Annotated in this window: 11 protein-coding genes; 8 read left to right on the top strand and 3 right to left on the bottom strand. The window is 72.4% G+C overall.

Going from position 1 to position 12,761, the window contains the following annotated elements; all coding sequences use genetic code 11:
* Window positions 1–88 precede the first annotated feature (88 nt).
* Entirely contained in the window at window positions 89–1,552 is a 1,464-nt protein-coding gene (locus NO900_RS00660) for a Y-family DNA polymerase (RefSeq protein WP_256407289.1), read from the bottom strand.
* Window positions 1,553–1,738: 186 nt separating this feature from the next.
* Here NO900_RS00660 and NO900_RS00665 point away from each other — a divergent pair, with 186 nt between their 5' ends.
* From NO900_RS00665 to NO900_RS00680, 4 genes are all read left to right on the top strand, one after another.
* Window positions 1,739–3,532: a PAS domain-containing protein gene (locus tag NO900_RS00665; RefSeq protein ID WP_256407290.1), complete on the top strand. Its 1,794-nt coding sequence runs from the start codon at window positions 1,739–1,741 to the stop codon at window positions 3,530–3,532.
* 113 nt (window positions 3,533–3,645) lie between these two features.
* Window positions 3,646–4,962, top strand: coding sequence for an MFS transporter (locus NO900_RS00670; protein WP_256407291.1), 1,317 nt, complete (start codon window positions 3,646–3,648; stop codon window positions 4,960–4,962).
* A 511-nt stretch (window positions 4,963–5,473) separates the two neighbouring features.
* On the top strand, window positions 5,474–5,752 hold the full coding sequence (locus NO900_RS00675; protein ID WP_256407292.1) for a zinc ribbon domain-containing protein: 279 nt from the start codon (window positions 5,474–5,476) through the stop codon (window positions 5,750–5,752).
* Between the two features lie 93 nt (window positions 5,753–5,845).
* Window positions 5,846–6,520: a phosphate ABC transporter permease gene (locus tag NO900_RS00680; protein WP_256407293.1), complete on the top strand. Its 675-nt coding sequence runs from the start codon at window positions 5,846–5,848 to the stop codon at window positions 6,518–6,520.
* A 44-nt stretch (window positions 6,521–6,564) separates the two neighbouring features.
* On the opposite strand, the gene NO900_RS00685 is transcribed toward NO900_RS00680, so the two are convergent.
* Window positions 6,565–7,425, bottom strand: a complete 861-nt coding sequence (locus NO900_RS00685) for a 3-hydroxyacyl-CoA dehydrogenase family protein (protein WP_256407294.1) — start codon at window positions 7,423–7,425, stop codon at window positions 6,565–6,567.
* Between the two features lie 340 nt (window positions 7,426–7,765).
* Here NO900_RS00685 and NO900_RS00690 point away from each other — a divergent pair, with 340 nt between their 5' ends.
* The 3 genes from NO900_RS00690 to NO900_RS00700 all read left to right on the top strand — a co-directional run bounded on the left by NO900_RS00690 (window position 7,766) and on the right by NO900_RS00700 (window position 11,437).
* Window positions 7,766–8,569, top strand: a complete 804-nt coding sequence (locus NO900_RS00690) for a class I fructose-bisphosphate aldolase (RefSeq protein ID WP_256407295.1) — start codon at window positions 7,766–7,768, stop codon at window positions 8,567–8,569.
* A complete protein-coding gene (locus NO900_RS00695; RefSeq protein WP_256407296.1) occupies window positions 8,569–9,537 on the top strand; it encodes a class 1 fructose-bisphosphatase in 969 nt (322 codons plus the stop codon). Before NO900_RS00690 ends, NO900_RS00695 begins: the two co-directional genes overlap by 1 nt.
* A gap of 79 nt (window positions 9,538–9,616) precedes the next feature.
* Window positions 9,617–11,437: an acyl-CoA carboxylase subunit beta gene (locus NO900_RS00700; RefSeq protein ID WP_256407297.1), complete on the top strand. Its 1,821-nt coding sequence runs from the start codon at window positions 9,617–9,619 to the stop codon at window positions 11,435–11,437.
* Between the two features lie 22 nt (window positions 11,438–11,459).
* Here NO900_RS00700 and NO900_RS00705 read toward each other — a convergent pair whose 3' ends face one another.
* A complete protein-coding gene (locus tag NO900_RS00705; RefSeq protein WP_256407809.1) occupies window positions 11,460–12,008 on the bottom strand; it encodes a DedA family protein in 549 nt (182 codons plus the stop codon).
* A 163-nt stretch (window positions 12,009–12,171) separates the two neighbouring features.
* Between NO900_RS00705 and NO900_RS00710 the strand changes: the two genes are divergently transcribed.
* Entirely contained in the window at window positions 12,172–12,699 is a 528-nt protein-coding gene (locus NO900_RS00710; RefSeq protein ID WP_256407298.1) for a redoxin domain-containing protein, read from the top strand.
* Window positions 12,700–12,761 lie beyond the last annotated feature (62 nt).

Consider the following 12,761-nt stretch of genomic DNA (forward strand, 5'->3'; position numbering starts at 1 on the left):
GATAAATCCACGCGCCGGTCCCGGCGTCGCTACCGCTCTCGCTCGCGGCGTCGCCGACGGTCCTCGTCGGCGGCCCCGCGGCCGAGCCTCACCCCCACTCCCCGAGCGACGCCTGGCCCTCACCGCGCTCGCTCGCCCGCCGGTCCCGCGACTCGTCCGTCTCGCCCCGGTCCCCGGCGCTCGGCTCACCGCCGACCCAGTCGGTGAGCTTGCCGCCGTCGCCGTCGGTGGCGACCGAGCGCGTCCGGCCCTCGCGGCCGCGGTCGCTCGCGGTCCCGCCTCCGCCCCCCGTCCCCTCGCCCGCGTCGAACCCTCCGAGGGTCGACTGGTCGCTCTCGGCGAAGTCGAGGTTGGAGACGCGCACGCCGAGCTTGCGGACGCGGTCGTCGGCGAACTCGTCGAGGAGGTCGAACGCGACCGACTCCACGAGGTCGGGGTCGTCGACCGGCCCGGGGAGGCTCCGCGCCCGGGTGTTGACGTCGTAGGGCGGCTGGACCGCCTTGATCCCGATGGTGCGGTAGAGGCACCCGCGCTCGCGGGTCCGCCGGGCCACGTCGGCCGCGAGCGCCGCCACGGTCTCTCGCTTCGTCCCCTCGTCCGCCGTCGGCGACAGCGACGACTCCCGCGAGAGGCTCTTGGGGAGCCCGGTCGGGGTGACCTCCCGGTCGTCGTCGCCGCGGGCGCGCCGGTGCAGTTCCGGGCCGCGCTCGCCCAGCTCGTCGGCGAGGCGGTCGGGGTCGGCGGCCGCGAGGTCGGCGGCGGTCTCGATCCCCATCTCGGCGAGCGTCCGCTCCGTCACGGGGCCGACGCCGTGGATCTCGGCGGTCGGGAGCGGCGCGAGGAACGACTCGACCGCGCCCGGCGGCACGACCACGAGCCCGTCCGGCTTGTCGGCGTCGCTGGCGACCTTCGCGGTCGACATGTTCGGCGCCACGCCGACGCTCGCCGGCACCCCGGCCTCGCGCTCGATGCGCTCCTTGACGTGCCGGGCGTACCCCTCCGCGAGGGTCCGCGCCTCGGCGGGGCCGGCCGCGGCGCTCGGCGGAGGACCGCCGCCGTCGCTCTCCCCCGCCGCCGCGCTCCCCCCGGCGACGTCCCACGCGGTCCGGTCGGTGACGTCGAGGTACGCCTCGTCGACGCTCACCTCGCGGAGCGTGTCGGCGCAGTCGCGGAGGACGGCCTTCACGTCGCCCGCGACCGCCTTGTAGAAGTCGAGGTCGACGGGGAGGTACCGGCCGGCCGCCTCGGGGTCCGGCGCGTCCGGGTCGTCGGGGTCGGCGTCGGCGCGGCGGGGGAGCAGGTCGAGCGCCTCCGAGATCGGCATCGCGCTCTCGACGCCGAACGCGCGGGCCTCGTAGCTCGCGGTCGCGACCGCGCCGATCGTCTCGCCCTCCTCGTACCCCATGCCGACGACCACGGGCTCGCCCGCGAGCTCGGGGCGCCGCAAGCGCTCGCAGGAGGCGTAAAAACAGTCCATGTCGACGTGGAACACGACGCGGTCGCTCCCGTCCGCCTCGTCGGTCGCCGTCCCGGGGAGCGTGCCGCCCGCCATCGCCCGAGGCTCCGCGCCCCGTCGCCTTAAGAATCAGCCACGCGCGGCGGTAGTGGAACCGGGGGTCGGCGTCTCGTCGTTCGGCGTCCCGCCGTCCGGCCCCGCCCCGCGCCCTCCGCCGGTTCGATCCTCAGAACTGATACCCGGGGCGGTATTCGTTTAACGGGCCGCCCCGTACCGGGTGCCATGCCCGAACGGATCGACGTGTTACACGTCGACGACGACCCCTCCGTGCTCGACCTGACGGAGGCGTACCTGGAACGCGAACTGGAGTCTGTCGCGGTGACGAGCGTCACGTCGCCCTCGGACGCGCTGGACGAGCTCGACGGCGGTCGGTTCGACTGCATCGTCAGCGACTACGACATGCCCGGCATGGACGGGCTGGCGTTCTTCGAGCGGCTCCGCGAGACCGACCGCTCGATCCCCTTCGTGCTGTACACCGGGAAGGGGAGCGAGGAGATCGCGAGCCAGGCGCTCAACGCCGGCGTCACCGGCTACTTCCAGAAGGGCGGCCCGGAGCAGCTCCGCCGGCTCGCGAACCGGGTTCACCAGGCGGTCGACGAGCACCGCACCCGGGAGATCGCGGACCGCTACTCCACCGTCATCGAGGCGCTCGGCTACCCGGTCTACGTCGTCGACGAGACCGGCGTCTTCCGGTTCGTCAACGAGCCGTTCGCGGAGCTGACCGGCTACGACCGCGAGGAGATAATCGGCAGTCCGCCGGGCTTCATCAAGGACGACGAGGCCGTCGAGGAGGCGGAGGACCGGCTCGGCACCATCCTCTCCGACGACGGCCCCGACGTCCAGCACTTCCCGGTCGACATCGTCCCGAGGGAGGGCGAGCCGGTCCCCTGCCGGGACCACATGGCGGCGCTGCCGTACGACGGGGAGTGCTTCGAGGGGAGCGTCGGTATCCTGCGCGACGTCTCGGACGAGGTGGAGCGGCGCGAGGAGCTGGAGACGAAGACCCGCGCGCTCGACGAGGCGCCCGTCGGCATCACCATCACGGACCCCGACCTGCCGGACAACCCGATGGTGTACGTCAACGACCGGTTCGTCGAGATGACCGGCTACGATCGCGAGGAGTCGATCGGCGTGAACTGCCGGTTCCTGCAGGGGCCCGACACCGACGAGGAGCCCGTCTCCGAGCTCCGCCGAGCGGTCGAGGCCGAGGAGCCGACGAGCGTCGAGCTGCTGAACTACCGGAAGGACGGCACCGAGTTCTGGAACCGGGTCAGCATCGCCCCCATCCGTGACGCGGACGGGCGGGTCACCGAGTGGGTCGGCTTCCAGGAGGACATCACGGGGTTCAAGGAGCGCGAGGCGGCGCTCGAACGCCAGAACGAGCGGCTCGACTCCTTCGCCGGCATCGTCTCGCACGACCTCCGGAACCCGCTCAACGTCGCGCAGGGCCGCGTCGACCTGGCGCAGATGACGACGGACGAGGCCGACGAGCACCTCGACGCCGCCGCCGCCGCCCTCGACCGGATCGAGTCGATCGTCGAGCACACGCTCACCCTCGCCCGCGAGGGCGACACCGTCGGCGACCCCGAGTCGGTCGACCTCGCGGCGGTCGCCGCGGACAGCTGGGAGACAGTCGACACCGGCGCGGCCGAGCTGGCGGTCGAGACCGACCGCGAGGCGCTAGCCGACCCCGACCGGCTCCGGAACCTCTTCGAGAACCTCATCCGGAACGCCGTGGAGCACGGCGGCCCGGACGTGACGGTCCGCGTCGGCGACCTCGACGGCGGCTTCTACGTCGCCGATGACGGGCCGGGGATCCCGGAGGGGGTCGCCGACGACCTCTTCGAGCCCGGCCAGAGCGGCGTCGAGGGGAACACCGGCTTCGGGCTGGCGATCGTCCAGGAGATCGCCACCGCCCACGGCTGGACCGTCTCGGCGACCGAGTCGGCCGAGGGCGGCGCGAGGTTCGAGATCCGCGGGATCGAGCGCCGTCGCCCGCCGCTGGCGGAGGCGTAGGAGTCGACGGCCTCCTCGCCTCGACCCTCCGCGAGTCGGACCGGACCGCCCGGAACCGGAACGACTCCCGCCGTTCGCAAACGCCTTTGTAATCCCGACCGAAGCGGAAGAAAATGGGGACGCTCTCCGGTATCGCCGACACCGACCGACGGGTCATCGTGCTCGCGCTCGCCCGGATGGTCGGGGCCGCCGGCAACTCCTTCCTCATCGTCGTGCTGCCGCTGTACGTCGCGAGCGACCTGATCGACGTCAGCGCGCTCCTCGGGACGGAGGTCGGCGTCGGCGCGGCGTCGGTCACCGTGACCGAGCCGCTGCTCATCGGGATCGTCCTCTCGCTGTTCGGCTTCCTCAACAGCCTCTCGCAGCCGGTCACCGGACGGCTCTCCGACCGGATGGGCGTCCGGCGACCCTTCGTGCTGATCGGCATCCTCCTCTTGGGGACCGCGAGCGGGCTGTACACCGTCGCGACCGTCTACTGGCAGCTGGTCGTCCTGCGGGCGATACAGGGGTTCGGCGCGTCCCTGATCATCCCCGCGACGGTCGCGCTGGTCAACGAGTACGCGGCGGCCGACGCCGACCGCGGCGGCAACTTCGGCGTCTACAACACCTTCCGGCTGATCGGCTTCGGCTTCGGGCCGGTGCTGGCCGGCGCCGTCGTCGAGGCGGGCCCGTACGACCTCACGGCGGTCGGACTCCCCGTGATCGACGGCTTCGACGCCGCCTTCGCCGCCGCCTGCGGCGGGGCGTACCTCAGCTTCGCCCTCGTCTTCCTCCTGGTCCGCGACGCGGCCGAGTCCAGCGAGGCGAGCGACGACCTCTCGATCCGCGTGCGGGGCGAGGGCGACCGCCTGCTCGACCCCGTGTTCGCGCTCGGGCTGGCGACGGTGGCGATGGGGATGTGTATCGCGCTGTTCGCGACGCTCCAGAACCAGGTGAACGTCCGGCTCGACCAGGCGCCGGTGTGGTTCGGAGTCCAGTTCGGCGCGGTCACCGTCGCGAACGTCCTCCTGCAGGTGCCGGTCGGCCAGGCCAGCGACCGGATCGGGCGCCGGCCGTTCCTGCTCGCCGGCTTCGTCCTCCTCGTCCCGACGACGCTGCTGCAGGGGATCGTCACGGACCCGATCGTGATGACGCTCGTCCGGCTGGGACAGGGCGTCGCCGTCGCGTTCGTCTTCGCGCCGTCGCTCGCGATCGCCGGCGACCTCGCGCGGGAGGGCGAGTCCGGGACGACCCTCTCCGTCCTCACGATGGGATTCGGCTTCGGCATCGCGCTCGGTCCCCTCGCGTCCGGCTGGCTCGTCGGCTTCGGCTTCGTCGTCCCCTTCGCGGTCGGCGCGGCGCTCGCGGTCGTCGCGTTCGCGGCGGTCGTGACGCAGGTCGAGGAGACGCTCGGCGCGAGCGACGACGCCGGCGCGGTCGCGGCGGACTGAGGGCGACCGACCGCCGCTATCTACGAAATCCGTGTCCCGACCGCAACCGATCCGTGTCCCGACTGCGACTGATCCCCGTGGCGCGCCCCCGCGCGGCCCCCCCCGGGGGCGGCGCGGCGACCGCGAGGGAGGCGGCGGGTCAGCGCGGCATCGCCCGCGCTGACCCGTCCGCCGAGGCTGGGGAGGCGTGAGGCGCGGTTGCGGTGCTGTGCGGGGCGGGACTCGAAGGGGCAGTCGCGAGGCGGGCGCAGGCGACGTAAGCACCGCAAGGAGCGAGTGAAACGAGCGACTGAGGAGCACAGCGAGCGTGCGCCCGTCTCGCGACTGGGGCTTTGTGGGAGTCTACCGTCGATCCGCAGCCAGTCACGCACAGTCGAGCGGCCGGGACTTCGGAGGCGTCTACCGTCGATCGGGCGAGATTTATTTATAAACGATCAGCGGAGTGCTCGGAGAGCGACACCGGAGTAGCGGTCGATCGCTTATAAGTTCGTGACCCGCCAACCCCGTCCACGTGCCGAACGACCGCGTTCGCTGCGTCGACTGCCGCGAGCCGATCCCGAGCGACGCCCGGGTCTGTCCCCACTGCGAGACCGTCCAGCCGTCGCCGCTCGTCGACGTCGCGGTGGCCGTCGCCGGCGTCTTCGCGTTCGCCTTCGGCCTGCTCCTCGCGACCCAGACGATCGGGACGAGCCGGCTGCTCGGCTTCCTGCTGCTCGTCGTCGGCTTCGGCCTCGCCGTCGGCGGTTACACCCGTCACGTCGACCGGCAGGCGGGGCGGCGGGCGCGGTGAGGTCGACGGGACCGACCGGTCCCCTCAGCGGCGGGACCGCCGCGACCGCCCGGTCCGGCGGCTTTTAACCGTCGCCGGCGAAAAGCCGGGCGTATGCTCACCCCAGTCAACGCCGGACTCGTCCTCGCGGGGCTGCTCCTCGCGTTCGTCGGCGCCGCGGTCTCCGTCTACGCCGTCACGCTGACCGGGCTGCTCGTCGGGGGCGGCGCGGGCTACCTCGCCGCGCCGGGCCTCGTCGGGCTGCTCGCGGTCGACGGGCTGGTCCTGACGAGCGTCGCGGTCGCGGTCGGCGCCGCCGTCGGCGGCTTCCTCGCGTACGCCGGGCTCTCGTTCGCCGTCGTCGCCATCGGCGGGCTGGTCGGCGGCTTCGCCGGTCGGTTCGCGGTCGGCCCGCTGTACGCGGCCGACGCGGCCGGGATCGAGGGGACGCTCCTGCTGGTCGGCGCGACGCTCGCGGGCGTCGCGGTCGGCGCGCTGCTCGGGTTCGTCCTGAGCCGGACGACGCTCGTCGTCTCGACCGCGTTCATCGGCGCGGCGTTCGCGTCGCGGTCGATCACCCCCGCGACGCTCGACGCGGCCGCCGCCGGGCCGTCGGTCGAGCCGCTCCTGTTCGACGTCAGCGCGCCGGCCTTCGTCGCCGTGTTCGCCCTCGGCGCGCTCTCGCAGCTGGGGCTGTTCCGGTTCGGCTACGTGACGAAACTGGTCGGGCTCCTCCCCGGCGCGCGCCGGTGGACCGCGGACGACGACCGGGACGCGAAGGGCGCCTGAGTCGGGCGCGCCCCGGCCGCCTCTCTCGTCTCCCTCGTCTTCCCCTACTCGCCGTACTCGTAGAACCCGCGCCCCGTCTTCTTGCCGAGGTCGCCGGCCTCCACCTTGCGCTTGACGAGGTACGCCGGCTTGTAGCGGTCGCCGAGCTCCGCGTGGAGCGTCTCGCTGGCGTCGAGGACCACGTCGAGGCCGATGTGGTCGGCGAGCTCTAAGGGCCCCATCGGGACGTTCGTCCCGAGCTTCATTCCGCGGTCGATGTCGGCCTTGTCGGCGACGCCCTCGTCGAAGGCGCGGACGCCCTCGTTGATCCACGGCATCAGGATCCGGTTCGTGACGAAGCCGGGCTTGTCGTCGGCCTCCCACGTCTCCTTGCCGAGGTCCGCGGCGAAGGCGTGCGCGAACTCGACGACCGGGTCCGCGGTGCGCTCCCCGACGACGACCTCCACGCCGTCCATGACCGGAACCGGGTTCATGAAGTGGAGGCCGATCACGTCGCTCGCGCGGTCCGTGGCGCTCGCGATGGTCGTGATCGACAGCGTCGAGGTGTTCGTCGCGAGGACGACGTCGTCGTCGGTCACGTCGTCGAGGTCGGCGAAGACGTCCCGTTTCACGTCCATCTCCTCGACCGCCGCCTCGACGACGAGGTCGGCGGTCGCGAGGTCGTCGAGGTCCGTGGTGCCCGCGATCCGGTCGCGGATCGCACCGGGGTCCTCGTCGAGGGCGCCCTTCGACGCCAACCGGTCGAGGCTGTCGTCGATACTTCCGAGGCCGCGCTCGACGTACTCCCGTTCGATGTCGCGCATCACGACCTCGTAGCCGGCGGTCGCGGCGACCTGCGCGATCCCGTTGCCCATCGTGCCGGCCCCTACCACGCCGACGACGTCGATGTCGGATAGCTCCCGCATGCGAATCGCTGCCCCGCCGCGGCTGGTAAGTATTGCGGCTCCGTCGGCGCGATCCCTCCGGTCGGTTCCGGCTCCTCGACCGGTTGCGACTCTCGAATCGGTTGCGATCCCCTGCCCGACCGCGACCTCCTTCTCCACCGCGACCTCCTTCTCCACCGCGACCCGCTCCGGCGGGGATCGTTTCGGACGAGAGATAATTAACTATCTGAGTAGTAAGTATGAACCACGCGAACCTCCCTTTTGAACGCGAGCGAAGCGGGCCGAGCCCGCCGAATTCGTTTCTTTACGTCCGCCGAAACGACCATAGCGTTTTTTATCGATGTAACGGGAGTACGTACTGATGCTTCCTCACGCCGCCGACGACATCTCCCGCGACGGCAAATCGCTGATCCTGGCGTACGACCACGGGATCGAGCACGGACCGGTCGACTTCGAGCCGAACCCGGACACGGCCGACCCCGAGCGGATCTTCGAGCTCGCCACCCACGAGGCGGTCACCTCGCTGGCCGTCCAGAAGGGGCTCGCCGAGGCGTACTACCCGGACTACGAGGACGAGGTGAACCTCCTGTTGAAGCTCAACGGGACCTCGAACCTCTGGATGGGCGAGCCGGACAGCGCGGTCAACTGCACGCCGGAGTACGCGGCCGAGCTCGGCGCCGACGCGATCGGGTTCACCGTCTACGGCGGCTCGAACCACGAGGTCGAGATGGCCGAGGAGTTCCGCCGGGCCCAGGAGGGCGCCCGCGCCCACGACATGGGCGTCGTCATGTGGTCGTACCCGCGCGGTCAGGGGCTCCGCAACGACGGGAGCCCGGACGTGATCTCGTACGGCGCGCGGCTCGGCCTGGAGCTCGGCGCCGACGTGGTGAAGGTGAAGTACCCCGGCTCCGCCGAGGCGATGGGCCACGCCGTCGAGATGGCCGGCCCCGCCAACGTCGTGATGTCCGGCGGAACGATGCGCGACGACGAGGAGTTCCTCCGGAACGTCTCGAACGCCATCGACGCGGGCGCGACCGGGATCGCGGTCGGCCGGAACGTCTTCCAGCGCGACGAGCCCGAGCGCATCCTCGACGCCTTGGAGGCCGTGATCTTCGACGAGGAGTCCCCGGTCGAGGCGCTCGCGGCCGCCGAGAGCGCCGACTGATGAGCGATCCCGACCCCGGCGACGACCGCGCCGACGACGACGCCGACCCCGGCGGCGCCGATCCCGCCGACTCGACCGTCGAGGCCGTCTTCGACGCGGTCGCCGCGACCGCCCCCGAGATCCGCGCCGCGCTCCCCGGCCGCCGCGTCGAGAGCGGGACGGACAACCCCTCGGGCGAGTCGGTGCTGGCCGGCGACCTCTACGCCGACGAGCTGCTCGGCGAGGCGATCACCGCGATCGACGGCGTCGGCTCGTTCGTCAGCGAGGAGCGCGAGGCCGCCGTCGACGCCGGCGGCGCGGTCGGGAGCGACGGCGACGGCGGTCCCTACGCGGTCGCGATCGACCCCCTCGACGGCTCCTCGAACCTCCGGTCGAACAACGCGATGGGCACCGTCGTCGGGGTCTACGACGCCCCGCTGCCCGCGACCGGTCGCGACCTCGTCGCCGCCGGCTACGTCCTCTACGGCCCGATCACGACGATGGTCGTCGCCGACGAGTCGGGCGTCCGCGAGGAGGTGGTGGAGGCCGATCCCGGCGGCGGTGGCGACGACGGCCCCGCCGTCTCCCGCTCCGTCGTCGAGGCCGACCTGACGCTCCCCGACCACCCCCTCGTCTACGGGTTCGGCGGGCGCGTCCCGGACTGGCCCGACGACTTCACCGCCTACGCCCGCGAGATCGAGGACGAGCTGAAGCTCCGGTACGGCGGCGCCATGGTCGGCGACGTGAACCAGGTGCTCACCTACGGCGGGATCTTCGCGTACCCGGCGCTCGTCGACGCGCCCGAGGGGAAGCTCCGGCTCTCCTTCGAGGCGAACCCGATCGCCTACGTCGTCGAGCGGGCGGGCGGCGCGGCCACCGACGGCGAGATCGACATCCTCGACGTCGAGCCAGAGGGCGTCCACGACCGCGTGCCGCTGTACGTCGGCAACGAGGAGCTGATCGAGCGGCTGCAGGCGGCGCTGGACTGACCGGCGCCGCCGAGCCGGGGTCGGCGGCGTCCGAACCCGCATGGAAAACTGTTTAGGACTCTCCGCAAATCTTGCGCCCATGAGAGTCCACGTCGGCGCGGCGGCGACGCCGGAGGAGGCCGAGGCGATCGCGAAGTCGCTCGCGGAGCACCTCGGCGTCGACGTCGACGTCCACGTCGGCGACGCGGCGGAGCCCGCCGCGAGCGCCGAGCCCCCCGAGACGGCCTACCCCCTCGACGACGACCTCGGCCCCACCGACCGCGAGCGCGACCTCCGGGCGGAGATCGACGACATCCTGCAGGGGGGACCGGAGAAGTACCGCGAGCGGCTCGCGGAGCGGGGGAAGCTGTTCGTCCGCGACCGGCTTGACCTCTGGTTCGGCGGCGAGGGCGGGACGCGCGGCGCGGGCGACGCGAGCGCGAGCGACGGCGACCCGGCCGGGCTCCACTTCGAGGACGGGAAGTTCGCCGCGTTCGACGACTGGCACCCGAACGCGCCGAATCGCGACGCCGACGACGAGGGCGACGAGCCCGAGGGGTCCGGCGACCGCCTCCCCGCCGACGGCCTGCTCACCGGGGCCGCCGAGTTCGAGGGGCGCGACGTCCACTTCATGGCCAACGACTTCACCGTGAAGGCCGGGTCGATGGCCGCGAAGGGCGTCGAGAAGTTCCTCCGGATGCAGCAGCGGGCCCTGAAGACGGGCAAGCCGGTGCTCTACCTGATGGACTCCTCGGGCGGTCGGATCGACCAGCAGACCGGCTTCTTCGCCAACCGCGAGGGGATCGGGAAGTACTACTACAACCACTCGATGCTCTCCGGCGCCGTGCCGCAGATCTGCGTCCTCTACGGCCCCTGTATCGCCGGCGCCGCCTACACGCCCGTCTTCGCCGACTTCACCGTGATGGTCGAGGGGATGTCCGCGATGGCGATCGCCTCCCCGCGGATGGTGGAGATGGTCACCGGCGAGGAGATCGAGCTGGAGGAGCTGGGCGGCCCCCGCGTCCACGCCGAGGAGTCCGGCTCCGCGGACCTGATCGCCCGCGACGAGGAGCACGCCCGCGAGCTCGTCGCCGACCTGATCGGCTACCTCCCCGACCGGGCGGGCGAGAAGCCCCCGAAACGCGAGACGAAGCCCCCGAAATACTCGCCCGAGGGGATCGACGAGGTGATCCCGGAGGCGCCGAACCGCCCGTACGACGCCCGCGACCTGCTCGACCGGATCGCCGACGCGGAGTCGGTGTTCGAGCTGAAGGAGGGGTACGGCCCGGAGATCGTCACGGCGTTCTGTCGGATCGACGGCCGCCCCGTCGGCGTCGTCGCGAACCAGCCGACGGAGCGCTCGGGCGCGATCTTCCCGGACGCCGCGGAGAAGGCCGCGGAGTTCATCTGGACCTGCGACGCCTACGGGATCCCCCTGTTGTACCTCTGTGACACGCCCGGCTTCATGGCCGGCTCGGGGGTCGAGAAGGACGCAATCCTGGAGAAGGGGAAGAAGATGATCTACGCCACCTCCTCCGCGACGGTGCCGAAGCAGACCGTCGTCGTCCGGAAGGCGTACGGCGCGGGGATCTACGCGATGGGCGGGCCCGCCTACGACCCCGAGAGCGTGATCGGGCTCCCCTCGGGCGAGATCGGTATCATGGGGCCCGAGGCCGCGATCAACGCCGTCTACGCCCGGAGGCTCGCCGCGATCGACGACCCCGACGAGCGCGCGGCCGAGGAGGAGCGCCTCCGCGAGGAGTACCGCGAGGACATCGACGTCCATCGGATGGCCAGCGAGGTCGTCATCGACGAGATCGTCCCCCCGTCGACGCTCCGCGAGGAGCTCGCGGCCCGGTTCGCCTTCTACGAGGGCGTGGAGAAGGACCTGCCGGAGAAGAAACACGGGACCGTGCTGTGAGGGCGGGACGGGTCTGCCCGGCCTACAGCGCCGCGACCAGCTCGCTCCCGTACGCGCCGACCGCGCCGTCGAGCCCGAAGCCGACGGCCAGCCCGACCGCGAGCAGCGCGCCGGCGTAGGCGGCGGACCCGACCAGCGACGCGGCGGCGAACCGCGGCGCGGTGACAGACGAGGCGTTCGCGGTCGGCACGGCGAGCCAGCCGCGCGTGCCGGGCACCGCGTTCGAGGCCGCCACCGCGGGGAGCCCCCACCGGTCGAACCAGCGCCCCGCGCCGTCCAGCCGCGCCTCGCCGACCGGAACGAGGGGGAGCGACGTCGGGTCCGCGTCGAACCGGCGGACGCCGACGAAGAGGAGGGACTGCCCGACCGTCGCGCCGGTCACCGCCGCGGCGAACACCGGGAGCACCGCGACCGCCTCGACGCCCGCGGCGACCACCGCCGCGACGAACAGCGTCCGCGCCGGTAACACCTTCCCTACGAGGGCCCCTTCGAGGGCGAAGACGGCGAAGACGGCGACGGCCCCGTAGGTACCGACGAGGGCGAGCAGCGTCTCCGCGTGGGGTCCGATCACGACCATACTCCGCGTCCCACGCGTATAACTCCCGTCGAGAGGGACGGTAGCACCCGTCAACGCGCCCACTATCGAGCGGCATGGGGCCCGCTCCGTTCGTTCCCGCACGGCCGGGGCGTGGCTATTTACTCCGGGCGCGCGCACCGATCCCCGTGACACCCGCATGATCGACGTCGGCGACACGGCCCCGGACTTCGCCGCGCCCGCGGTCACGGGCGAGCGCGCCGACGAGCTGGCGCTGTTCCGGCTCGTTGAGGCGCACGATGCGGTCGCGCTCTGTTTCGCCCCCGCGGACTTCGTCCCGACCTGCACGGCCGAGTTCGCCGCGGTGCGGGACGCGGGCTGGCACGACCGCGACGACCTCGCCGTCGTCGCGCTCACGGGCGACTCGCTGTACGCGGGGTTCGCGTACGCCGACCGGTTCGACCTCCCCTTCCCGGTCGTCTCGGACTTCCACGGCGGCGTCGCGGAGTCGTACGACCTGCTCGCCGACTCGTGGGAGGGGCATTCGGACATCCCGCGCCGCGCGACGGTCGTCGTCGGCGGGGACTGGACCGTCCGGTTCGCCGAGGCGACGGCAGACGCGCTCGACCGCCCGGCGCCCTCGCCCGTTCAGAACGCGACCGCGGCGCTCCGCGAACTCGGCGTCGACGTCGACCGGCCGCGGGTGAACTACGACGGGCCGTGGTGAGGGCGTCGCCGCCGCGGTCGGCGGCCGCCGTGTCGAGGTTATTTGAGGCCCCCGCGCCGACG

The organism is Halorubrum rutilum, from assembly GCF_024494565.1.